Below are 23,313 nucleotides of genomic sequence, written 5' to 3' on the forward strand. Positions count from 1 at the left end.
GGGGACAGGATCGACCATTCGTGGTCCGTAAGTTCGTAGCGGCGGCGCGTCATCAGGGGCTCCTTGTCAAAGCCCTTGAATCACGACGCCAATTCCAAACCAAGCAGTTTTATGAGTTTACTGCCTAGGTCTTTCCCAGAACGTAGATGGCTTGGGGAAGCCATCTCCGCTCGCCTGCGAAAGAAGGACTAAAAGGGCGGAGCGGCTGCATCGTTAATCAGGTGCAGGTATGCCCCGGCCTGCCGCCTGTTTCGGCTTCTTCTGCCCTCTCCCGCCGCCCAGCCATCATGTTGGAACGCGTCATCCGGTTCCTGTGTGGACAGGCGGAGGATATCCCCGCGAATTTGCTGCACTATCTGGCGCCCCTGCGTTGCAGCACATCAACCTCACCGGCGACTATCTCTGGGGGAAACCGGCGCAGCTCTACAAGGACCAGTCGACGGACGAACCACCCGCGCGGGAACCGTGCCGATTAATACTTCATCCGTTTGCTTGAACGTGTGGCCTGCCGGGCGAACCGCGGTCCAGCGTTTAGCCGCAGAGTCCATAGTCGACAAAATACGGCATATACGCTAACATTACCGGTGTTAGAGTTCCATGTGATTCACCTCCTATTTTTCTTTGAGCTGCACCGGGTTTCCGTTTACCTAGAATCAAGAAAGGGATGGATGTGGCTGCAAGTGATTATGCTGAAACTGGCGAGAAGAAGAAGCCGATTTGGCGATGGCCTAAAGGCGAAGACAAGCCAATCATACCTCGCGTTAAAACCCGACTGAAGAATTCAGTTGATTATCTGACGTGGCGCGGAAATGAGGTTGTCTATCCGCTCCTCACGGGGCCACTCATAATCTTTATCGCATTGTGCGTTTTGCCGCTAGGCCCTTCACCGAACCCGAAATGGACGCAGGCATTCATCAGCGTCGCGGGCACTGGCGATTTGCTAATCTTCGCCGCATTTTTGGCAATAAATCTCGCCTCAAAATACCGATCCATTGAAGATGGACAAATGTTGCCAAAGAGTATTGGCGATGACGAGGTTCGAGCCTATAGCATACAATGGGGCGGCGTGATAATATTAGTGATCTATACTGTTATCCGTATTACAGTAGAGCAACCCCATTTACCTGATATAAATCGCGCTAAGTTGTTAGTCGCGACTTTTTCATTATTTGTTTTATTTGCTACTTTGTGGATTGTGAATCAACTGATGTTCAAATTCTACCTCGATGAAGCGGCCAGACGCCTTGACCAGCATTTGCGTGCTACGCATTATGTCCGGCGATAGGCATTTCTCGTGAGCGCCCCCGACAGCGTATCGACTACAGCAACCGTAGTGCCGGGCGGCGACGTAGTCGACGGCACGTTGCTGACGGCGTTACAGTTCTTGATCTTGCTATTAGGAATCACTTTTGCCATTTTCTACATCCGATCATTGCGAAAATTCAAACGAGAATTCACAGATCTTCAGTTAAGGATCGAAAATTACGAGAATCAGACTATTGAGTCCGGCGATGTACCTACCTCGCCGGGCCGTAGTTATGCGCTGGCCTCACGAGGGCCCACCATTGCGCGGGACGCGGAATTCGAAAGTGCCGATGCCCGCTGGAGGCATCTCTCGATGGCTTTTCCTCACCTCAATGCTGTACCGTTTTCTACCAATCAACGTGATTTGATCATTGTTTCGCGCAAATATACCGAAATCGATCAAGTGCAGCGCATGCAGGATCTCGTTTGCTCGCGGCTAACGGGATTGATGGACGATCAAGGGCGGATCGCTCAGCCTAGCTGGATCAAAGCTCTTGGCAGTGAATTTGATGCACTGCGACATCCACAACTTGCAATCGCCAACCCCGCGATCTATACATTTCCTTTCTTCCTGACTTGGCAGCGTCGTCATTTATGGGGGGTCCTTCCTTACGCAACACATTCGCGATTGGGCGTCCTAGTGCGCGATTGTCATCCTAGATTGCAGGACCTGAAGCAGCTAGAAGCGGTGTACTCCAAGGCGCTTGAAACGAGTATACAATCCGGGCTATTGATCTGGAGTAATGATCCCCGCTACGCAGACTGGTTGACGTGGCTGCTTCGTGCGACTGAGTTGCCAACGGGGGGATTTCAGCCATTCACTCTTGTAGAACAAAAGACACCGATCACATGGTCTCTACACGAGAAGCCAACAGTTTTCTCTGTCGGGGCTTATCTTCATAAGGAAATTCTTCCGCTGACCTGCGCGGCAATTGCGGACCCACGAACTAGCACTGCCTATGCAAGCTTCGCCCAGGAGTTGGAAATCGGACAATTGGAAGAACTATTGACTGAGGGCGAGAAGAGTTGGCCAGCAGCAAGCGCCGTTATCGTCGATCTCGCAGTGGCTCCGAAGGATGTAACGGATCGCGGCTGGACCCTGCTACGACTGCCGCACTGCGTATATCTTCCGATAGGCATTGGTTTTAGTGTTGCTTCGGTCCCGCTCCTGCGAGACAAGGAGTTTCGTAATAGGCTGCTTTCTGATGCAGGCGAAACGCTTCGCTCCGCCAAAGACGAACTGGCGGTATTGGGAATCGACCTAGATCCAATACTCTGGAAGCAGATTTAGCGGGAGGGACGATAATGGCAACAAAGCTCGATCCCATTGAGACATCGAGGAAGCCCAGTTTCCTTACTATTGCAGCCCTTGTCTTCGCGCTCACTGCTCTCGGCTTGACGCTATGGAACAAAGCAGAAGCGCCCGGTTCAGTGAGTGTCACCGAGGATCGATGGGATCGCATAGTAAAGAGCGGCGTACTTAGAGTCGGCTATGGCGGTTATCCACCATATACCATTGCTGGTACCGGTGCCGCACAATCGCCCTCAGTGTCGGGTTTCTCGGTTGATCTGGTCAACGCGATCGCCTCGAGAACTTCCCCGGCGCTCAAGGTCGAATGGCATCAATTCTCGTTCGACACGATGAGGGCGGATCTTTCGGCGGACCGGTTCGACTTTATCGCGGACCCTGTGTTCCTGACAGTGCCGCGTGCGGCAGACTTCGCGTTCAGCGAACCATATTCGTATTTCGGAATTGCCGTCGCGCTGATTCGAGCCGACGATAATCGCTTTTCCAGATTCGCCGATCTCGACCGGGAGGACATTACCATTGCGCTGGCCGAAGGATGGACTTCGAGCGAATATGCGCGAGCGAACCTCACAAAGCCAACGCTGAAGTCGATCCCAGTGACCGGTGATGCTCTTGCCCAAATGGACGAAGTACTTCTCGGACGGGCTGATGTCGCTCTGAATGACGTACCGACGGTCCTGCAATATGTTCGCGCGCACCCTGATAAGGTGAAGGGACTTTGGCTCGACATGCCGCCGTCGAGTGTAGCTGGCGGCTTCGTCCTGCGACCGTCGGATATCCGGCTGAAACAATTCCTTGATGGAAGTATCATCGCGTTGCGAGCGGACGGTACGATCGATCAGATCGATCGCAGATGGAGCTCTTTGGGCTTCTTTCCTGATCTTCGACTAAAGCCCGGGGCCGGAATTGGTGGGGCACCTTCTGCGCAGCCGCGGTGACGAATGGTCGGCTATGACTGGAACTTCGATGTACTAACGCCATTCTGGGGAGCCTTCCTCCGAGGCACTGCTGTGACAATCGCACTGTCTGTTGGATCCTTCATCCTCGGAACAATAGTTGGGACAGCGTGCGGTGCTGCGTTGCGCAGCGTGCCCGGCGCTCGCGTGTTGTTTATCATAAATGATTGTGTCCGTGCAGTGCCGCCACTGGTCTTATTGTTTCTGGTACACTATTTCCCCACCTCGGCCTTGTTTGGCCTCCCCCCTCCCTCGCCGTTCTTGTCAGCGCTACTGGCGTTTGCAATCGCTCAGGCGGCCTATACAGCCGACATCACCCGCTCTGCCATTAATCAGGTCCCCCGCAGTCTACTCGATGGCGGCTTGGCGATCGGTTTAAGACATCGGGATTTGTGGAGATACATCGTCATTCCGCATGCCGTACGCCAGATGCTGCCCGCGCAAATCGCTTTTTTCATTGGTATTGTCCGATTGAGCAACCTAGCGTCCGTTATCGGCTGCCAGGAAGTCGTGTTTGTTGGACGGGTCATCTCTGCGCAAGCGTTTCGCAGCCTCGAGCCATGGATTCTCATTGCGGGCATCTATATCGCCCTCATCGTTCCGCTTACGGTGTTGTTGCGTGAATTCGAGGCAAAACTCATGAAAGCGCCGCTATGACAGGGGGTATCGTCTGGACTAACCTCGCGAAATGCTTCGACGGCACAGACGTACTCCGCGGGGTAAGTGGGTCCGTGAAACCTGGAGAAACTCTTGCGCTGATGGGACGTAGCGGCTCCGGCAAGAGCACGCTCTTGCGATGCCTCGCATTGCTGGAGCCCACAAGCGGCGGCTCGGCGTGGCTTGACGGCGAGCAGTATCTGGACGATGGCGAGGTAATCGTCGATCCTGTCACGATCCGGCGTAGGATCAGCTTGGTCTTCCAACATTTGAACTTATTTCCAACCATGAGTGTCCTCCAAAATTGCATCCTCGGTCCGGTTCGGGCACTCGGGATCGAAAAGAGCAAGGCGCGCGCCCAAGCAGGAGATATGCTTGAAGCACTGAGCCTTGCGCCATTGATGGACCGTTATCCTGCCACTCTTTCGGGGGGGGAGGCGCAACGGGTCGCGATAGCACGAGCGTTGCTGATGCGCCCCGCAGTGTTGCTGCTGGACGAGGTGACGTCAGCGCTCGACCCAGAATCGGTCTACTCGGTTCTTGAAACGATCCAGAGCGCACGAGAAATTGCGGGCAATCGCCTATCAATCATACTCGTCACCCATCTGCTGCGGTTCGCTGAGAGTTTTGCTACCCATATCGGGTTCCTTGATCAGGGAGTCATCGTTGACCTGTTACCTGCCGAGTCGTTCTCTGCGGAGGCGCGCTCAGTTCCGACACGAAAGTTCGTAGCGAGGGAACAGGCAGGATGGAAGTCAGCCGTGCATACTAGTGGTCGCTGAGGCGTGATGGACAATAGTTTATCTTTGCTTGCCGAATGTGGCGATGAAGTCGTCAGCGGGATACCGTGTGTTGATCACGCCAGGGTCACGTCATGTGCCATCCAGACCTTCGGCAGTAAGTATCCGGCGATCAAGCGCGCATACGAAAAGTTCGGCTCCGAACTCCGAGCTTTGCCGATGGCTGAGCGTACGGCCCTCGCCCAGTTGGGACAGGAGCGCTGGTCAGGAACGGCGTTGGCTACCCGGCAACGCCGCGAACTGGTCGCGGTTTTGAATACGTGTGATAGCAGTCAGATCGACGAGATTGACACACTGATTGACCTCGGCGCTGGCGACGGCCGGGTTATTGAGGCAATCTGCTCCGATACCGCGCTTGGCAGCAGGCTCAACTCCATCATTCTAGTTGATCGGGACAAGGCGAGCCTTGACGAAGCGACGCGCCGACTCCAGCGCTACCGTGAGGCAGGTCTCTCGATCGACACCCGATGCCTAGATATCCGAGACCATTGTGTGTGGAAAGGATTGAAAGCTGGCAGAACACTTGTATTGGCGAGCGCATCTCTCCATGAACTCGACCGCGCCGACAAAGTTACAGTCTTGTCCCGGATAGCGCGCAATGCCTCCTACCTAGTACTGGTTGAGCTTGCGGCCGACCACGACGCCCCTCCGACGCAGGACATGGAGTTCAGACATAAGGCGGCCGCTTTTTACGACGCGCTGATTGCTGATGCGATCGCGTCCTTACCAGCTAGCCAGCATTGTTCAGTCGCCGGGGCCTTTCTGTTGGGCGAGCTAGAGGCAATGCTGACGCACACTTATGCCGCGCGGCAAAACTATCATCTAGCTGCCGAGAAATGGCGCTCTGCAATACTGGCTTGCGGTTTCCGGCTCATACGCGAGCGGCTCGCTGAGATTCTTCCCGGTGGGGCGCCTACCTATTTCCTCCTCGCACAAACCAGCCCCCGATAGAAAGCATGATACCGCCGCCTCGGTGTAGGCAGTTCCTTTCGGGGCAGCGTTATGTTTGTCGTAGACGTCAGCCTAGGCACCTATAAAGGATAAAGACTGTCCTTGATATCGGTCGGTAAAGTCCAATCCTCGAAAGGCTTGAGTGAACCGGCCCCCGTTTGCCGCCACCGCGCCGCCCCAGTCGGCCAGGGTGGAGACATCCAGGTCGATCCCTTAAGGGGCTTGGCCGCACTCTGCCGGTGCAGCGGCAGATGCTGGGCATATTTCTCGGCCAGCACCATGGCCAGGAGGTTGGGGCCGGCCCGCCAACGCCGGATCGGATGGGAGGGCGCCGGCGCCTGGCTCACCGCCTCGCAGGACCGGCCGGCGAACTTCTCCCGCACATGCTGCACCACCGTATCCATCCGGTGAAAGCCGCTGATTGTTTGCCTTGAGGTGGAGGTTGGCGGGTCGCATGCTTCCCCTCTGCTGAGGGACAGGAGTACGCATCCGGTGAGCGCCGCGGGTGCTTTGGCGATAGCTGCATAGTTGATCTCATGCAGCGGTTGCCTTCTGGGCTTCCCGCCGCTGTTTCCATTCCCATGGGAGCAGCTCGTGCAGGCGGGTTTGGGGCAGATCGTTGATGCGGGGCAGGACATCGGCCAGCCAGGCTTGGGGGTCGATGTCGTTGAGCTTGGCGGAGACCATCAAGCTGTACATGAACACAGCGCGTTGGCCGCCGCGGTCGCTGCCGGCGAACATCCATGCGCGGCGCCCCAAAGCTACGCCGCGCAACGCTCTTTCGGCGGCATTGTTGGTCAGGCAGAGACGGCCATCCGTCAGGAACCGGGCGAACCGTTCCCAGCGGGTCAGCATATAGTCCAGCGCCTTGGCCACGGTGGCGTGCCGGGACGTTGCGGCGCGCTGCTGGCGCATCCAGCTTTCCAGTTTATCGACCAGCGGCTTAGCCTTCGCCTGCCGCATGGCCAGCCGTTCATCGATAGTCGAACCGTTGATCGTGCGCTCCAGGTCGAACAGCACGTCGATGCGCTTCACGGCCTCCAGGGCGACAGGCGAGATTTCCGGTGCCTTGGCACCGGGGCGGGCCTTGGTGGCGATGTCGGCCAGTTCAAAGAACTTGCGTCTTGCATGGGCCCAGCACAGGGCATCCGTCACCGGTGCCGGTTTGCGGGCGGCATCGTACAGTCGATCATAGCCCGCATAGGCATCGGCCTGGAGCAAGCCGGTGTAGCCGGCCAGGTGCTGTTCGGGATGGATGCCGCTGCGATCCCTTGAATAGTAGAACAAGGCCGCCGGCGGGGCCGGTCATCGCGGAGATAAACCCACAGCCGGGCGGTATCGGTCTTGCCCTTGGCCAGCACAGGCACCGTTGTGTCATCGCCATGCAGGCGCTCCGCCGCCAGAACGTGGCGTTCCAGCAGCGTATGCAGCGGCTTCAAGGTGGCACAGGCGTGGCCCACCTGATCGGCCGCCGTCGACAGGCTGACGGGCAGCCCCTCACGGGCAAAGCGTTCACACTGCCGGTTCAGCGGCAGATGATGGGCGAACTTGTCGACCCGAATGCTGGCCAGCAGGTTCGGCCCCGCCCATCCCCGGGGTGTGGCATGGAATGGAGCCGGGGCCTGGCTGATCCGCTCACAATCACGGCAGCTCACCTTTTCCCGCACGGTCTGGATGATCTTGTGGGACGCGGGAACGCGCTCGGCACTCTCGGTCACCGTCTCCCCCAGCCTGGACAGGCGGGAGGATCCGCAGCAGGGGCAGCTGGTCGGTGCCGGGATCACCACGCGCTCGCGCGGCGGATGGTCCGGGAACGGCTGGCGCGAGGGGCGTTTGCGGGCAAAGGCCGTCACGCTGGTGGTCTGGGCCGCCGCCTGTTCGGCCACCAGCTCATCCTCACTGGCGCTGGCCTCCAGCTCCTCCAGTTCCAGCTCCAACTGGTCGAGCAGCCGCGCCTTGCGTTCCGACCGTTGACCATAGAGTTCCCGCTGGAGCTTCTCGATCAACAGTTTCAGGGCGGCGATCTGGGCCTGGGTATCCGTCTCCACGGCCGCCAGCTTCGCCTGCGCGGCAGCGGCCAGTTGCTCCGCAGCCAGGGCCTTGGCCTGTGCTTGAGCCAGCGCTGCACGCAGAGCAATGAGGTCATCGGGCGGGGCATCCATAGGCCAGATTATATCAAAAACCCCGCAGAAATCCTCGACTTTCCTAACGAAACCCCACGCATTTCCACTGCCCCGCCGCCCTATCCGGCCAAAGCGGGCCGGGCCGTATGTTGGGGATTTCGCCAGTCGATTCCGTGCAGCAAATACGCGAACTGCGGACCGGATATTGCTACACAACCGCCGCTGGGGGCCGGCCAGATGAACCGCCCCCGTTCCAGCCGCTTGACATACAAAGACATGCCCACCCCGTCATGCCACAGGCATTTCAACAGCGCGCCGCTGCGGCCCCGGAATACGTAAAGATCACCGGCGTGCGGGTCCCGGCCCAGACCCTGTTGCACCTTCAGCGCCAGCGAATTCATCCCACAGCGCATGTCGGTGACCCCGCCCGCCAGCCACACCCGCACAACCGACGCAACCGGGATCATGAGCACCGCCCAGGAACCGCCAAGGCCTTCAGCACGCTGACCGCCAATGCCGGATCAACATCGCCCTGCATCCGCACGAACGTCCCGCCAGGCAGCGTGACCTCCAGTACCGCGGGCACCGCCGATATCGGCGGGCTCTGATCAACCGCTGGCTCCTTGCTGATGGACGGCGGCGGAACTGACGGTGCAGGGCCATCATCCAGCGCCACAGTCACGGGCAGAAAGCCTGTTCTATCCTCTCCCCCCGCCTCCACCAGAACCGAAAGCTCCCGCCGCCAACGGTACAGCAGGCTTTCATGCACACCCAGCCGCCGTGCCGCCGCCGCAACCATAACGCCCGGACGGAAAGCCTCTTCCACAAGCCGGACCTTCTCGTCCCTGCTATAGAACCGGCGACGCTCCGTCCCCGTCAGAAACTCCACACGCTGATAAGACATGACGTTTGCTACTCGTTTGCGTCCGCGCGATGACGCGCCACACAAACATCAGCACATGCGCCAAACCCTACAAGGCGGCGCTCACCGGATGCGTACGGACAGGAGGAGGTCATGGACATTGATACGGACCGCGTTGATGACGTGGTGCTGGCGCTCCTATGGCTTGGCCTTCACGACGGCGCGCGCGCCTGGAAATCATTCGACTGGGATACGATGGGTCGGCTGCATAGCAAGGGTCTGATTGATGATCCGGTGGGCAAGGCCAAATCCGTGGTGATGACGCCGGAGGGATTGGCGCGCTCGGAGCAGTTGTTCCAGGAAATGTTCGGGCGGCGATGATCTTGTGATCAGGCTGCGACCTGCGCTGCTCGGCGCAGCTTCCATTCCCAAGGTAGCAGTTCGTGCAGGCGGCTCTGCGGAATGTCGTTGATGCGGGCGAACACATCGGCGAGCCGGGCCTGGGGATCGATGTCGTTCATCTTGGCGGTGACGATCATGCCGTACATGATGGCAGCCCGCTCGCCGCCACGATCGGAGCCGGCGAATAACCAAGCCTTCCTGCCCAGGGCGATCGTCGGCGGATGTTAGTTGTTAAACTCGCTGACGCGGTTGCCGTTTGGGAAGGACCCGGTCCTTGCCAGCCCTGGAACCCGCATCTATGACATGTGTCACATACGGCGACAGGCATTGGTCTATCTCGGGCCACACTCGAGTTTGAGAAACGTTGCACAGGCTGTCACCATAGGACCCACAAAGACGTGATCTGCGCTTAGTTCTTTTTAGACTATTATCACGTTATGCAGGTAGACTGTAACCAGTTCAGTTCCTTAAGGGCGAGTGAACAAATGGATCGTCGCCGATTTGTCGTGTCTGGAGGGGCTGCTGCATTAGTCGCGGTTGGGATGCCGAGCGTGGGCGAAGGGGCGACGGTAAGCGAGTGGGCGCGGTTGCTGCGGACGTTACGCAAGGCCAAGAGCGATCTGGACAAGGCATCTGACTGGATAGCGTGGGGCCATGAGGCTACACTTGCGGTTGGCGCCAAGGAGGCGCCGCCGCCGTCTCCAGCTTCGCCTGCGGAATTCTACCAGATGCTGCTGGATCAACGAGCGAGCATTGAAAATGTGGCCCTACCGGACTTCAGCGAGAACTTGCCTGCGACCGCACCGGTAAACACTGCCTCGTTGGACAGCGTGCGCCGTGACATCCGACAGCGCGTAATGATTGTTCAAACGTGTGTGACCGAGGTTCAGGAAGCTCGAACCACCGTCGACTACTACGACCTAATCCTGCGTGCACTTGAAGACCAGAAGGAGCGTCTGCGGCAGCTGGGCGAGTTGGTGGAAGGACTTTACACCAAGCTAAATACACACACTCCCGGCTTCATCACAGGCTTAATCCAGCAATTTCTGTTCTTCAAGATTTTCGACCTCGAAAACAGCTATATCCCAACTGTTGCCGAGACGGCTGGTATCGCCAAAGCACGACGCGATAAAGCGAGCGCTCATATCAATAGCCGCATCAGTATGTTGCTTGGCTCGGCAAATGCCATCCAACAACTCCTCATTATCGAGAAGCTCGGTCTCCAGATCGAGTATGAACGCCTTGAGGCATTGGATCTCGATGTAACCAGTCTAGCCGATGAGGTACAGGTAGCTCGACAGGCCGAATCTGAGGCAAACCGGCAGCTTGATCTTAGCAAGGCTAATCAGCAAGCGGCGCAGGCCGACCTAAAGAACGCCGAGGATAGTCTAGCCGATACAGAGCAGCGTGTTCGGACGACCTCAAAGCAGGTAGAAAATGCAACAAATGTATACAACGAGCCGTACATTTGCCCGGTAAGCGGAAGTACTTGGGATGGTTGTAGAGTAAGTGGTCACCAAAAATACAAAGAAGAGTACCAGAACCAGCGAAAGTGGAGGAAAGAGCGGCTCGACAATTTGGAGCGAGACCTCAGTGTATACAAAAAACAGACCGTCAATGCCAGGGGCACTGTGGCAGGTCGTCGGCAAGACTTGCGCTCGGCTGAGCAGGACGTAAGCGTCAAGACAGATTCGCTAACCCGGGCCAAAGCCGCACGGGAGGCAGCGGTGCAGAAACATGCCAAGCGCAGTGAGCATGTTTACCAGGAAAAATGGCGTTCGCGTGCAGATTTGCATTGGGCGGAGAATGGCAGCGACAAGGCGACACTCGATGTGGCAGTTGCGCAATTGGAGCGGATGTAAATGCTGAGACAAAAACTTGTATTGGTAGCAATGCTGTGCGTTGTGCCGGTAGAGCAGCCCAAGGCGGAAGACAAACTTAGTCAGAGTTATGACTTGTGCTCGATCACCAGTTGCTGCAAAGCGACGGTAGGTGCCGTTGATTCGTGTGCATATTATTGGACCTTTAAAAAGACTAATCCAGGCGACATTGCACGTGTGGTCAACACGGACCCCAGAGCGTGTACGCTTGCAGTTACAAGTAATCTCGACCGTCTTGCGAAGGAACTCAGAAGCGCATTTGAGATCAGCGTACCAACCGATGCACTGGGGCAAGCGCTGAGCGCACTGAGAGTGCCGGAGGATAGAGCGCTGTTTGCGGCCGGGCTTGAGTTAACGACGATAACGGACAATCAGGAGATTGTTCCAGCGATCGAGGCAACCATCGTCCGCTATCTGCAGTTCCGCAAAGACTGGCTCGAATATCTCCAGGTGAGTGCCACAACCGCGAGGTGGGCGGGAGCTGGTCGAGCGGCCGAAGAGCTTTCCGCAATTGCGGACGGGCTCATCGTCCATCTGAGCACCGGAGGCTCCTGGCCGAAGCTGCGTGAGTTCGCGCCATCTGTCTGGAAACTAATGATTTGTGCACATAACCATCCAAATCAGATAGCTTCGCTAGAGCAGCGGCTTGCCGGTGGGTCAACAGATTCAGCACGGCACTTTGCCTTTCTAGACAAGCTCGACACCCTGATGGCACCGTTCGCGGTGAAACCGACCAGCGTTGCGCTTGAACGTATTGCCAGTCCGTTCTTTACGGAACCACTGGCAGAGGTAACCCGACGCAAGCGTGAATCGCTGTTTGCTAGTAGCGCCACCTATAAACTGAAAGTGGAGGTCGACCGCCTCAGCATGGATATAGCGCGATATACGGAAGAACGCATCATGCAACAGCAAGCGCGAAAGACGACTCTGGATGCCAATCTCGCTGCGGAGCGAGCCGCAGCAAGTATGCTTAGTGACCCGTACACGAAGCTACAGAAGGAAGTGAGCATAGTCGAAAGCGTTAAACAGCAGGCGAAAGCCACCCTGGCAACCGCCATAGCAACGTTGTCGCAAGCCAAAACAATGCGTGAGGTTGCCGAGACGACATTATTAGCCGCACGCGCGCGTCGTGACACCCTATCGAACGCAGTTGAAAAGGCTTATGAAGCTTCGGATCTCGCGGCCGACAGTTTGGACGCGGCAGTTGCCGCTCTCGAAGGAGTGCGTTTGAACTGCGCTGGCGCGGCGTATGACGACTGTACCAGTTCAGCAGCTAAGATGGCTTACGACAAAGCCGTCTATCAGGCGAACCAAGCGGTGACAGCGGCCCGCACAGCCTTTGCATCCACGCGGCACAGCGCAGCAAAGGCTACCGCAGACGTTGTCGAGGCAGAAAAACTGGTCAGCGAGCAGCAAGCGTTGGCTCTTTCCAAAGCCGAGGCGGTAGCCAATGCGTTGGATGCACGTGATGTGGCGGAGGTCGCGGTGACCGATGCGACGACCCGTTTGGAAATCTTGAAACAAAAAGCTGCGCCCCTCGAAGCTGCAATGGCACGGTTTCTAGCGGCTATCGACATAATGGAGCAATGTGTAGCCCTGACAGACGAATCGGAAGCCAAGAAGGTTTGTGTGTGAGCTTCAGCCGTTTGAACTGATAGTGTGGATGCCCCTCCACTTGGCACAGGTGTCACCATAGGACCGCCTTACCTCATAGGTAAAACAATATCATGGCTGAGACTGAAAACGATATTCTTGACGAAGACCCATACCAACTTCCTGCCGGTGAAGGCGACTTTGATCCAGAATCGCCGGTTGCGGCAATGGTACGCTTACGGGACCAGCTACGATTGGTTCACCCACAAGCGGCTGTCATCATAACAGCGCACGCGGCGCTGGAGCGGGAGGTTGACCAACTTCTTCGATCTTTAGTGCCTCATCCGTCAAAGCTCCCGCGCCTTAGTTTAGACCATCAACTGGGCGTTATCCGCTCTATGCTGAACGATGAGTGGCTCGGCTTCGTTCTTGATGCTGTCTCTGCATATGGTGGATTGCGCAATTCCATCGCTCACAAGGACAAACCGGTTGACATTTCAAAGGCGATTTCGCGCCTGGGGCAGCGAACGGAGAAGATAGGCTATCCACTTGAGCCAGGTACAAATTTTGGCGCATTGGCGATGGGAATGGCGGCGGCATTACATGTTGGCGCAGAAGGCTATAGAATTTCCGTCTCGCGCAGCTTTGGTGTGTCACCATAGGACCCGCCCTTGCCAGCCCCGGATCCCCCATCTGTGAAACGTGTCACAGGCAGCGACAGGCCGGGGCTTATATCAGGCCACGTTCGAGTTTGTGAAATGTGGCACAGGGTGTCACCATAGGACCCGCCCTTGCCAGAGCTGGTCCCCGGTGAGCGGACAGTTTTTGCTCGGCGTTAAGCTTGGCCCTGTTCAGTTCACGCCGCCAAACACAGTCTGTCCGCCCTTTGCCTGTATGCCTCGTCGGGTGTCTGTCCCCCGAGCGCGGAATGCGGGCGTTCGGTATTGTAGTAATCGATCCAGCGTCCGATCCCGGCCCTGGCCTCGCTGCCGGTCTCGAAGGCTTGGAGATAGACGCATTCGTATTTCAGTGACCGCCAGAGCCGTTCGATGAACACATTGTCCATCCAGCGGCCCCTTCCATCCATGGAAACCTTGATACCGGCATCGGTCAAGATGCCGGTGAATCTCGGGCTGGTGAATTGGCCGCCCTGATCGGTGTTGAAGATTTGCGGCTTGCCGTGGCGGGCCATGGCGTCCTGCAGGGCCTCCAGGCAGAAATCGAATCCTGCTGATATTCGAAACTACGATAAGTAATCTGTATAATTAATTCCTATTTTTATCATAGGCACTCTGAGTCATTACATCGCATCTTTTCTAGGTTCAAATTTTTGATTCCTGGTGAATCACGTCACTGGACGATATACCCACAAATTTATCCTCCACAGATTTACTTTTTGTCGAGCATTGACGGTTAGCGACTGTCCCATATGCCCTTCTCCGCCTCCGTCAGAATACAGATGACAGTCTGGCGTATGTAAGGGTTGTAGTCGCTTCGGCTCACATCTTGTCACCCTCCGTCGACCGCTCTGTCGTCCACGGAGACCGCCATGACCCCCACCAAACTGCTGATCGGCCAGATCCTGGTCGTGTTTGCCATCGTCATTCTTGGCGTCTGGGCGGCCACACAGTGGGCGGCCACCATGCTGGGCTATCAGGCACAGCTCGGGCCCGCCTGGGCCGTCGTCGCGGGTTGGCCCGTCTACCGCCCCTGGCAGTTGTTTGAGTGGTGGTACTGGTACGAGGCCTATGCGCCGCATGTCTTTGACAAGGCCGGCATGCTGGCCGGGGCCAGCGGCTTCATGGGCTGTGCCGCTGCCATCATCGGGTCGCTGTGGCGCGCCCGGCAGACCCGGATGGTCACGACCTATGGCTCCTCGCGCTGGGCGACCCGCCGGGAGGTGGAGGGGGCGGGGCTGTTTCGTCCGGCGGGGGTCTTTCTGGGGCGGTTGGGTGGCCGTTACCTGCGGCACGATGGGCCGGAGCATGTCATGGCCTTTGCGCCCACCCGGTCGGGCAAGGGCGTGGGGCTGGTGGTGCCGACGCTGCTGTCCTGGACGGGATCGGCAGTGATCCATGACATCAAGGGCGAGAACTGGCAGCTCACGGCGGGCTGGCGGGCGCGCTTCTCGCATAGCCTGCTGTTCAACCCGACTGACCCACGCTCGGCCCGCTACAACCCGTTGCTGGAGGTGCGCAAAGGGCCGGATGAGGTCCGCGATGTGCAGAACATCGCCGACATCTTGGTCGACCCTGAGGGGGCGCTTGAGCGCCGGAACCATTGGGAGAAAACCAGTCACAGCCTGCTGGTCGGTGCCATCCTGCATGTGCTGTATGCCGAGGAAGACAAAACCCTGGCGCGGGTGGCCACATTCCTATCCGACCCCCGGCGCAGCTTTTCCCACACCCTGCGCCGGATGATGGCGACCAACCATCTGGGCACACCTGATAAACCCATCGTCCATCCCGTCGTCGCGTCAGCGGCGCGGGAGGTGCTGAACAAGTCGGAGAATGAGCGGTCGGGCGTGCTGTCCACCGCCATGTCCTTCCTGGGCCTCTACCGCGATCCGACCGTGGCGGCCACAACGGCGGCCTGTGACTGGCGGATTGCCGATCTGGTGGATGCGCCGCGACCCGTGTCGCTGTACCTGGTGATCCCGCCATCGGACATTTCCCGTACCAAGCCGCTGGTGCGGCTGGTGTTGAACCAGATCGGGCGGCGGCTGACCGAGCGGCTGGAGGGTGACCCCGCCAAGCGGCGGCGGCACCAGTTGCTGATGATGCTGGATGAGTTCCCGGCCTTGGGGCGGCTGGATTTCTTTGAAACGGCGCTGGCCTTCATGGCGGGCTACGGCATCCGCGCCTACCTGATTGCCCAGAGCCTGAACCAGATATCCAAGGCCTATGGCGAGAACAACGCCATCCTGGATAATTGCCATGTCCGCATCGCCTTCAGCAGCAATGACGAGCGCACGGCTAAACGCATCTCGGACGCGCTGGGCACGGCGACAGAACTGCGGGCCCAGCGCAACTATGCCGGCCACCGGCTGGCCCCGTGGCTGTCCCATGTCATGGTCAGCCGACAGGAAACCGCCCGGCCTCTGTTGACACCGGGCGAAGTGATGCAGTTGCCGCCGACGGATCAACTGGTGCTGGTCTCCGGCCTCTCCCCGATCCGCGCCCGCAAGCTGCGCTACTATGAGGATCGGAACTTCACGGAACGGGTGTTGTCGGCACCAACCCTGTCGGATGGTCCCTATGCCGATCGCCCCCCGGCCCGATCTGATGATTGGGGTGAACAGGTGCGCGGCATGGATCAGCGTCTGGCCGAGGAGGATGACGACACCGCGTTGGACGAATTGACCGAGGGTGGCCTACAACAGCAGCGCCATCCGGGGCTGCCGGAGGAGGGGGTGGCCAGGCCGGTCGACCCTGACGGTACTGACCTGTTCGGGTCTGCCGATGACGAGACGGATGTGGCGGCGGATAAGCGCGCCATGGACCGTTTATCGAATGTCGCTCGTGCCCATGCGATCAATGAGGGATCGCGCGACGATCTGCTGCCCAATTTCTGAAAGAGCTGGATGGGCGATGCCCGCTGGGTGGGGCATCGCCATCAGGATCAGCCGTTCAGTGCATCCTTCAGCGCCTTGGCCGGTGAGAATTTGGCCTTGGTCTGGGCGGCGATGGTGGTCGGTGCCCCCGTCTGCGGGTTGCGGCCCTGACGTTCCGGCACCTGCTGGGCCGTGAACTTGCCAAAGCCAGCCAGATTGATCTCCTTGCCATCCTTCAGGCCGGTGGCAATGGCCCCCAGGATCCGCTCCACGGCTTCTTTGCCGCTGACCTTGGTGCTGCCCGTGACCTCAGCCACGATGGCGGCCAGGTCGTCCTTGCTGATCTTTTCCGTCATCTCTCATCCCGTTCTGCATTACCGGCACTGACAGAGTGCCCGATTTCCAAGCCTTTACCCTGAATGATCGGCGTCTGACCAGTTACCTGGATGGACAGGGGACAGCCGGCCCTGGTGCAGATCGAATAAGGGCGTAGGTAACGGCCATAAGAGATTCCGCCACCCTGTCCCACGCTTGGCACCAACATTTCCGCTGTTGGAGCCGGGCCATGAAACCCCGCCATCACCTCTATCTCGATGATGAACTGTCCACCCAGCTGGAGGCTCTGGCCGCCAAGCCGGGCACGACCAAATCGGCCATCGTCGCCGATGCGCTGCGCCAATACCTGACCCGGCGGGGGGCCAATGGCATCGAGGAGGCGCTGCGCATCCGGCTGGACCGGCAGGCGCGGCAATTGGAGCGGATTGAGCGTGATGTGCAGGTGCTGCTGGAAAGCCTGGCGTTGTATGTCCGCTACCAACTGACGGTCACGGCCCCGGTACCCGAACCTGACCGGGCCGCCCATGCGGTGGGCAAGGAGCGGTTCCAGAAATTCATTGATCAGGTCGGCCGCCAGATGGCCGCTCCCACCCGCACCCTGTCGGCCAGCCGGGAGGGCACAGCATGAGCCCCAAACGCGAGGCGGACGAACGCCGCCATTCCATGCTGCGCACCGCTTTGGGGTCGGATATCGCCGCTGCCCTGGATGATCCGACCGTGACCGAAATCATGGTCAATCCCGATGGCATGCTGCGGCTGGAACGGGCCGGGCAGGGGATTGCCGCTACCGGCATGCAGGTGCCGCCCGAGGAGGTGGAAAGGCTGATCCGGCTGGTCGCGTCCCATGTCGGTGCCGAAACCCATGCCGACCGGCCCATCCTGTCGGCGGAATTGCCAACGGGTGAGCGGTTTGAAGGGTTGCTGCCCCCCGTGGTGACGGCACCCTGCTTTGTCATCCGCAAACCGGCGGCGCGTATCCTGACCCTGGCCGACTATGTCAGCGACGGCATCCTGTCGCCCTTGCAGGCTGATGCCCTGCGCCGGGCCGTGCGGGCGCGCCGCAACATCCTGGTGGCGGGCGGCACCGCGTCCGGCAAGACCACGCTGACCAATGCCCTGCTGGCCGAACTGGCCGCGGCCACTGAACGGCTGGTGCTGATTGAGGATACGCGCGAACTGCAATGTGCAGCACCGGACTGTGTCGCCCTGCGCACGCGGCCGGGCGTGGTCAGTTTGCGCGATCTAGTTCGCTCCACCCTGCGGCTGCGGCCCGACCGAATCATCGTGGGGGAGGTCCGGGGCGGGGAAGCGCTGGACCTGCTCAAAGCCTGGAACACCGGCCATCCCGGCGGCATCGCCACCCTGCATGCCAATTCCGCCCAGGCCACCCTCTACCGGTTGGAACAGTTGGCGCAGGAGGCGGTCGTCACCGTACCCCGCCGCCTGATCGCCGAGGCCGTGGACCTGATCGTCCATATCCAATCCCGTGGTGGACAGCGCCGTGTGGATGCCATCGCCCGCACCGATGGGCTCGACGCCCATGGCGATTACCGGATCGTCACCCTGGGTCCGGCCGACCTTCAACAGCTTTGACAGGAGATCATCATGCGACCGTTTCGCGTGTCCCCACTGCGTTCCCTTGCCTTTGCTGGCTTGGCCCTGCTGCTGGCGGCACCGGCCTACGCTGCCGGCTCTGGCATGCCCTGGGAGGACCCGCTCCAGCGCATCCTGGATTCCGTCCAAGGCCCCGTCGCCAAGATTGTGGCCGTGATCATCATCATCACCACCGGCTTGACCCTGGCTTTCGGGGAAACGTCCGGCGGCTTTAGGCGGATGATCCAGATCGTCTTCGGGCTGTCGGTGGCCTTTGCTGCCTCCAGCTTCTTCCTGTCCTTCTTCTCCTTCGGCGGCGGGGCGCTGCTGCCATGAAAGACCTGCCCGAAGGCTTCACCGTGCCGCTGCACCGGGCGCTGACCGAGCCGATCCGGCTGGGCGGTGCCCCGCGCGCGCTGGCCATTCTCAACGGCACCATCGCCGCCGCCATCGGCCTGGGGCTACAGCAATGGCTGGCGGGGCTGCTGTTGGCGTTGGGCGGGCATAGCCTCGCCGTGTTGGTCAGCAGGCGTGATCCCCATATCGCCGCCATCTTGGCCCTCCATCTCCGCCAAGCGGGAGGCTGGTCATGCTGAACCTGCGCGAATATCGCCCCCGTCCCGACCGTCTGGCTGATCATCTGCCCTGGGCGGCCCTGGTCGCCCCGGGCACGGTGCTGAACAAGGATGGCAGTTTCCAGCGCACCCTGCGCTATCGCGGACCGGACCTGGATTCCGCCACCGAGGCGGAACTGGTCGCCCTGGCTGCGCGCACCAACAATGCCCTGCGGCGGCTGGGATCGGGCTGGGCACTGTTCTTTGAGGCCGAACGGGTGCCGGCGTCAGACTATCCCGACAGCGCCTTTCCCGATGCCGCGTCCTGGCTGGTCGATCGGGAGCGCCGGGCCGGGTTTGAACGGGCGGGCAGCCATTATGAGAGCGTCTACCACCTGACCGTCCTCTATCTGCCACCGCCCGACACGCAGGCCCGTGCCAGCAATGCCTTGCTAGATGGAGGTAATTCGTCTGTCGGGCGGCGCGACTGGCGACGGGAACTGGATCAGTTCCAGCAGGAATTCTTCCGGCTGGCGGGGCTGCTGCAAACCATCCTGCCCGAACAGCATGATCTGGATGATGCCGAGACCCTGACCTATCTGCACGGCTGTATCTCCACCCGGCGGCATCCTGTCGCCGTGCCGGACGTCCCGCTCTATCTGGACGGGCTGCTGGTGGATACGCCCCTGCTGGGCGGGCTGGAGCCGATGCTGGGCGACCGGCATCTCCGCGTCCTGTCGGTGCTGGGCTTTCCCAACCAGACAAACCCTGGCCTGCTGGATGGGCTGAACCACCTGGATTTCCCCTATCGCTGGGTCACACGCTGGATCCCGCTGGATAAAGAACAGGCTACCCGCGCCCTGAACCGGTTGCGCCGCCACTGGTTCGCCAAGCGCAAATCCATTGGTGCCCTGCTGCGCGAGGTGATGACCAATGAGCCCTCAACCCTGTTGGACAGCGATGCCGACAACAAGGCGATGGATGTTGACGAGGCACTGCAATCCCTTGGCGCCGACCATGTCGCCTTTGGACACCTGACCACCAGTGTCACGGTCTGGGATACCGACCCGCAGGCGGCAGACGATAAGCTGGCCGCTGTCGAGCGGGTGCTGACAGGGCTTGGCTTTACCGTCATCCCCGAGCGGATCAATGCCGTAGAGGCCTGGTTGGGCAGTCTGCCCGGCCATGTCTATGCCAATGTTCGCCAGCCTCTGGTTCACAGCCTGAACCTTGTCCACCTGATGCCGCTGTCGGCCACCTGGGCAGGGCCTGCCCGCAATGGTCACCTGAATGGCCCGCCGCTGTTCCAGGCCGAGACCAGCGGAGCCACGCCGTTCCGCTTTTCCACCCATGTCGGCGATGTTGGACACATGCTGGTGGTGGGGCCGACCGGGGCGGGCAAGTCGGTGTTGCTGTCGCTGATGGCCTCGCAGTTCCGCCGCTATCCGAGTGCCCAGGTCTATATTTTCGACAAGGGCAACTCCGCCCGTGCCGCCACCCTGGCCATGGGCGGCCGCCACCATGCGCTAGGCCAGACGGGCGATCTGTCCTTTCAGCCGCTGCGCCGCATTGACGATCCCGACCAGCGGGCCTGGGCTGCTGATTGGATTGTGGGCCTGCTGGACCATGAACAGGTCGCGGTAACGCCGGAGATCAAGGACCTTGTCTGGTCAGCGCTGAACAGTCTGGCGGGGGCACCCCCGGAACAGCGCACGCTCACCGGCCTGTCCCTGCTGTTGCAATCCAACCCGCTGAAGGCTGCCCTTCAGCCCTACACGCTGGAGGGTCCGCACGGCGCTTTGCTGGACGCAGCATCGGATGGCCTGGACTTGGCCGCCGTGCAGTGTTTCGAGATGGAGGCGCTGCTGCACCGAACAGGAGCAGTGCTGCCGGTCTTGACCTATCTTTTCCATCGGCTGGAGGAACGCTTTACGGGCGCGCCCACCCTGCTGATCCTGGATGAGGCCTGGGTCTATCTCGACAATCCCGCTTTTGCGGCCCGTATCCGGGAATGGCTGAAGGTCCTGCGCAAGCGGAACGTGGCGGTGCTGTTCGCCACCCAGTCGCTGGCCGATATCGCTGGGAGCAGTATCGCGCCGGCCCTGATCGAAAGCTGCCCGCAGCGCGTCTTCCTGCCCAATGACCGGGCCATCGAACCGCAGGCCCGGGCCGTCTATGCCGCCTTCGGGCTCAATGACCGGCAGATCAGCCTGATCGCCCAGGCCACGCCCAAGCGGGATTACTACCTGCAATCCAGGCGAGGCAACCGGCTGTTCCAGTTGGGGCTTGGACCTTTGGCCAAGGCCTTCTGCGCGGCCTCGGACCCGGCTTCGCAGGTGCTGATCGACAAGGTTCTGGCTGAGGCGGGACCGGGTGGCTTTGCCGGTGCTTGGCTGCGCGCCAAAGGCCTGGATTGGGCGGCTGACCTTCTCGACCGCTATCCCTGAGGAGACCCAACCATGAGCGCCAAGCTGTTCGTGGCCCTGCTGGCCATCACCCTGGTCATCGGCAGGGCCGAGGCCTTCACCGTCTATGATCCTGCTAACCACGCCCAAAATATGCTCCAGGCCGCCCGAGCCCTGGAGCAGATCAACAACCAGATCCGCACCCTGCAAAATCAGGCCACCATGTTGCAGAACATGGCCCGGCAGCTTCAGCGGCTGGATTATTCGTCGCTGGGTCAGATCACCAGCGCCCTGAACCGCATCGACGGGCTGATGATCCAGGCCGACAGTATCGGCTTTGACCTTGCCGGTAGCGATGCCGCCTGGCAGCGCACTTACCCCGGTACTTACCGCGATGCCGATGCTGCCAGCCTGGACCAGCAGGCCGATATCCAATGGCAGAGCGCCAGGGCAGCGTACCAGCAGACCATGCGGGTGCAGTCGGGCATCGTCACGGCGATCCAGGCCGATGCGCCCCTGCTGGCCGATCTGGTAAACCGCAGCCAGGGGGCCGACGGCAGTTTGCAGGCCCAGCAGGCGGGCAACCAGCTCCTCGCCCTGTCCATCAAGCAGCAGATGCAGCTGCAAAGCCTGATGGCCGCCCAGTATCGCGCCGATGCCGAAACCCAGGCAGCCATTGCCGAGGCCAATGCCATGGCGCGGGAACGCACCCGGCAGTTCCTGGGCGATGGCCGCGCCTATAGCCGCTGAGGAAAACCACCATGGGCGACCTCGGCATCATTGACCGTTTCACCGAAACCTTCATCCGCTACATCGACAGTGGCTTTGGGCTGTTGTCCGGCGATGTCGCCTATCTGACAGCCACGTTGATCACCATCGACATGGTGCTGGCCGGATTGTTCTGGGCCACGGACGGCCATCACGATGTGATGCCGCGCCTGATCCGCAAGGTGCTCTATGTCGGCTTCTTTGCGCTGGTGCTGGGCAATTTCCAGGCCCTGTCCGAGGCGGTGTTCAGCTCCTTCGCGCAGCTGGGGTTGCGGGCGGGGAACTCCGGTCTGTCGGCCAGTGACCTGCTGCATCCGGGACAGTTGGCGGCGGTGGGGTTCCAGGCGGCGCATCCGCTGCTCAAGCAGGCGGAGACCATGATCGGGTTTCCCAAGATTTTTGGAAACGCGCTGCATCTCACTATCCTGGTCCTGGCCTGGTTCTTTGTGGTGATCGCCTTTTTTATTCTGGCGGTGCAGCTCTTTATCACGCTGGTGGAATTCAAGCTGACCTCGCTGGCCGGGTTCGTGCTGGTGCCCTTTGCCCTGTGGAGCAAGACTGCCTTCCTGGCCGAGCGGGTGCTGGGCCATGTCATCTCCTCTGGCATCAAGATAATGGTCCTGGCCGTGATTGTTGGTATCGGTTCCAGTTTCTTTCGGGAATTCACTGAGGCACTGTCCGGAAAGACGCCGTCGATTGCCGATGCCATGACGATGGTGCTGGCATCCCTGGCGCTGCTGGGGCTGGGCATCTTTGGCCCCGGCATCGCCGCTGGGCTGGTGTCTGGCGCACCACAGTTGGGGGCGGGGGCTGCACTTGGGACCGCCGGGGCCGCCGCTGGAACGGTTTTGCTGGCCGGCGGTGCCGCTGTCGCCGGTGCTCGACTGGCCGGTGGAGCTGGCTTGGCGGCCGTCCGTGCGGGTGCCAGCTTGGGCGGTGCCGCTACAGGTGCCTACCAGTCTGCGCAGGCCGCTGGACAGTCGGGCGTGGGCGGTATGGCCCGTGCCGCCGGAGAGGCCACCCTGCGGAAGGCCAAGGAGGCTGGTCATCGCATCACCGAACCGCTGCGGGAAGCCTTTCAGTCCGGTCGCCAGTCCACCAACCCCGACCCTTCGCCTGACACAGGCGGGGAGGGGGTAGGTGGACTTGCCCTGGCAAAGTGGAGAGCCATCATCCTAAAATTTGGGTTTGATGGAGGTTTTGATGGTTCGAGTAAAGCAGGTCAAGATCACGGCGGAATTCAAGCGAGATGCGCTGCGGATTTTG

At 60.0% G+C, this 23,313-nt stretch carries 21 protein-coding genes and 4 pseudogenes; 18 read left to right on the forward strand and 7 right to left on the reverse strand.

Annotated elements, in window-relative coordinates; genetic code table 11:
• The first annotated feature begins 664 nt into the window (after positions 1 to 664).
• The 6 genes from GE253_RS24835 to GE253_RS24860 are packed head-to-tail and all read left to right on the forward strand — an operon-like array spanning position 665 to position 5,978.
• Complete coding sequence (locus GE253_RS24835; protein WP_153206850.1) at positions 665 to 1,285, forward strand: hypothetical protein; 621 nt, start codon at positions 665 to 667, stop codon at positions 1,283 to 1,285.
• A gap of 9 nt (positions 1,286 to 1,294) precedes the next feature.
• On the forward strand, positions 1,295 to 2,596 hold the full coding sequence (locus GE253_RS24840) for a hypothetical protein (protein ID WP_153206851.1): 1,302 nt from the start codon (positions 1,295 to 1,297) through the stop codon (positions 2,594 to 2,596).
• A gap of 14 nt (positions 2,597 to 2,610) precedes the next feature.
• Positions 2,611 to 3,552, forward strand: coding sequence for an ABC transporter substrate-binding protein (locus GE253_RS24845; protein ID WP_153206852.1), 942 nt, complete (start codon positions 2,611 to 2,613; stop codon positions 3,550 to 3,552).
• Between the two features lie 3 nt (positions 3,553 to 3,555).
• Complete coding sequence (locus tag GE253_RS24850) at positions 3,556 to 4,227, forward strand: ABC transporter permease subunit (RefSeq protein ID WP_153206853.1); 672 nt, start codon at positions 3,556 to 3,558, stop codon at positions 4,225 to 4,227.
• Positions 4,224 to 5,009 carry an ATP-binding cassette domain-containing protein gene (locus GE253_RS24855; RefSeq protein ID WP_153206854.1) on the forward strand — a complete coding sequence of 262 codons (786 nt, stop codon included), beginning with the start codon at positions 4,224 to 4,226 and terminating at the stop codon, positions 5,007 to 5,009. Before GE253_RS24850 ends, GE253_RS24855 begins: the two co-directional genes overlap by 4 nt.
• A 6-nt stretch (positions 5,010 to 5,015) precedes the next feature.
• Entirely contained in the window at positions 5,016 to 5,978 is a 963-nt protein-coding gene (locus GE253_RS24860) for a class I SAM-dependent methyltransferase (RefSeq protein ID WP_153206855.1), read from the forward strand.
• Between the two features lie 230 nt (positions 5,979 to 6,208).
• Here GE253_RS24860 and GE253_RS26415 read toward each other — a convergent pair.
• The 4 genes and pseudogenes from GE253_RS26415 to GE253_RS24880 all read right to left on the reverse strand — a co-directional run.
• Positions 6,209 to 6,373, reverse strand: a pseudogene (locus GE253_RS26415) (IS66 family transposase); the annotation flags it as partial.
• Between the two features lie 139 nt (positions 6,374 to 6,512).
• Positions 6,513 to 8,140 (reverse strand): annotated as a pseudogene (locus GE253_RS24870) (IS66 family transposase).
• Positions 8,141 to 8,220: 80 nt separating this feature from the next.
• Positions 8,221 to 8,568: an IS66 family insertion sequence element accessory protein TnpB gene (gene tnpB, locus GE253_RS24875; protein ID WP_153206857.1), complete on the reverse strand. Its 348-nt coding sequence runs from the start codon at positions 8,566 to 8,568 to the stop codon at positions 8,221 to 8,223.
• Positions 8,565 to 9,005: a transposase gene (locus GE253_RS24880; protein ID WP_153206858.1), complete on the reverse strand. Its 441-nt coding sequence runs from the start codon at positions 9,003 to 9,005 to the stop codon at positions 8,565 to 8,567. Before GE253_RS24880 ends, tnpB begins: the two co-directional genes overlap by 4 nt.
• A 111-nt stretch (positions 9,006 to 9,116) precedes the next feature.
• On the opposite strand from GE253_RS24880, the gene GE253_RS24885 reads away from it, so the two are divergent.
• On the forward strand, positions 9,117 to 9,344 hold the full coding sequence (locus tag GE253_RS24885) for a DUF6429 family protein (RefSeq protein ID WP_094453735.1): 228 nt from the start codon (positions 9,117 to 9,119) through the stop codon (positions 9,342 to 9,344).
• Positions 9,345 to 9,352: 8 nt separating this feature from the next.
• On the opposite strand, the pseudogene GE253_RS24890 reads toward GE253_RS24885, so the two are convergent.
• A pseudogene (locus GE253_RS24890) lies at positions 9,353 to 9,577 on the reverse strand (transposase domain-containing protein); the annotation flags it as partial.
• 273 nt (positions 9,578 to 9,850) lie between these two features.
• Between GE253_RS24890 and GE253_RS24895 the strand changes: the two are divergent.
• From GE253_RS24895 to GE253_RS24905, 3 genes are all read left to right on the forward strand, one after another.
• Positions 9,851 to 11,227: a hypothetical protein gene (locus GE253_RS24895; protein ID WP_153206859.1), complete on the forward strand. Its 1,377-nt coding sequence runs from the start codon at positions 9,851 to 9,853 to the stop codon at positions 11,225 to 11,227.
• Positions 11,228 to 12,880, forward strand: a complete 1,653-nt coding sequence (locus GE253_RS24900; RefSeq protein ID WP_153206860.1) for a hypothetical protein — start codon at positions 11,228 to 11,230, stop codon at positions 12,878 to 12,880.
• Positions 12,881 to 12,972: 92 nt separating this feature from the next.
• Complete coding sequence (locus tag GE253_RS24905) at positions 12,973 to 13,500, forward strand: hypothetical protein (protein WP_153206861.1); 528 nt, start codon at positions 12,973 to 12,975, stop codon at positions 13,498 to 13,500.
• Between the two features lie 194 nt (positions 13,501 to 13,694).
• On the opposite strand, the pseudogene GE253_RS24910 reads toward GE253_RS24905, so the two are convergent.
• Positions 13,695 to 14,081, reverse strand: a pseudogene (locus tag GE253_RS24910) (integrase core domain-containing protein); the annotation flags it as partial.
• 306 nt (positions 14,082 to 14,387) lie between these two features.
• Here GE253_RS24910 and GE253_RS24915 point away from each other — a divergent pair.
• The gene (locus GE253_RS24915; protein ID WP_153206862.1) at positions 14,388 to 16,412 is read left to right on the forward strand and encodes a conjugal transfer protein TraG; all 2,025 of its coding nucleotides are present in this window, start codon (positions 14,388 to 14,390) and stop codon (positions 16,410 to 16,412) included.
• A 47-nt stretch (positions 16,413 to 16,459) separates the two neighbouring features.
• Here the strand turns inward: GE253_RS24915 and GE253_RS24920 are convergent, their stop codons facing one another.
• Complete coding sequence (locus GE253_RS24920) at positions 16,460 to 16,747, reverse strand: HU family DNA-binding protein (RefSeq protein ID WP_153206863.1); 288 nt, start codon at positions 16,745 to 16,747, stop codon at positions 16,460 to 16,462.
• A gap of 209 nt (positions 16,748 to 16,956) precedes the next feature.
• On the opposite strand from GE253_RS24920, the gene GE253_RS24925 reads away from it, so the two are divergent.
• The 7 genes from GE253_RS24925 to trbL form a co-directional block, all read left to right on the forward strand.
• The gene (locus GE253_RS24925; protein ID WP_153206864.1) at positions 16,957 to 17,355 is read left to right on the forward strand and encodes a CopG family transcriptional regulator; all 399 of its coding nucleotides are present in this window, start codon (positions 16,957 to 16,959) and stop codon (positions 17,353 to 17,355) included.
• Positions 17,352 to 18,320 (forward strand): P-type conjugative transfer ATPase TrbB, encoded by a 969-nt coding sequence (trbB, locus tag GE253_RS24930; protein ID WP_153206865.1) that lies wholly within the window; start codon positions 17,352 to 17,354, stop codon positions 18,318 to 18,320. The genes GE253_RS24925 and trbB overlap by 4 nt, the downstream gene beginning before the upstream one ends.
• A 12-nt stretch (positions 18,321 to 18,332) precedes the next feature.
• A complete protein-coding gene (locus GE253_RS24935) occupies positions 18,333 to 18,656 on the forward strand; it encodes a TrbC/VirB2 family protein (RefSeq protein ID WP_153206866.1) in 324 nt (107 codons plus the stop codon).
• Positions 18,653 to 18,916, forward strand: coding sequence for a VirB3 family type IV secretion system protein (locus GE253_RS24940; protein WP_153206867.1), 264 nt, complete (start codon positions 18,653 to 18,655; stop codon positions 18,914 to 18,916). The genes GE253_RS24935 and GE253_RS24940 overlap by 4 nt, the downstream gene beginning before the upstream one ends.
• Complete coding sequence (gene trbE / locus GE253_RS24945; RefSeq protein ID WP_153206868.1) at positions 18,910 to 21,321, forward strand: conjugal transfer protein TrbE; 2,412 nt, start codon at positions 18,910 to 18,912, stop codon at positions 21,319 to 21,321. The genes GE253_RS24940 and trbE overlap by 7 nt, the downstream gene beginning before the upstream one ends.
• A gap of 12 nt (positions 21,322 to 21,333) precedes the next feature.
• Positions 21,334 to 22,029 (forward strand): P-type conjugative transfer protein TrbJ, encoded by a 696-nt coding sequence (trbJ, locus tag GE253_RS24950; RefSeq protein WP_153206869.1) that lies wholly within the window; start codon positions 21,334 to 21,336, stop codon positions 22,027 to 22,029.
• An 11-nt stretch (positions 22,030 to 22,040) separates the two neighbouring features.
• A partial coding sequence (gene trbL / locus GE253_RS24955; RefSeq protein ID WP_153206870.1) for a P-type conjugative transfer protein TrbL occupies positions 22,041 to 23,313 on the forward strand: 1,273 nt, incomplete at its 3' end.

The organism is Niveispirillum sp. SYP-B3756 (genome assembly GCF_009495745.1).
Lineage (GTDB): Bacteria > Pseudomonadota > Alphaproteobacteria > Azospirillales > Azospirillaceae > Niveispirillum.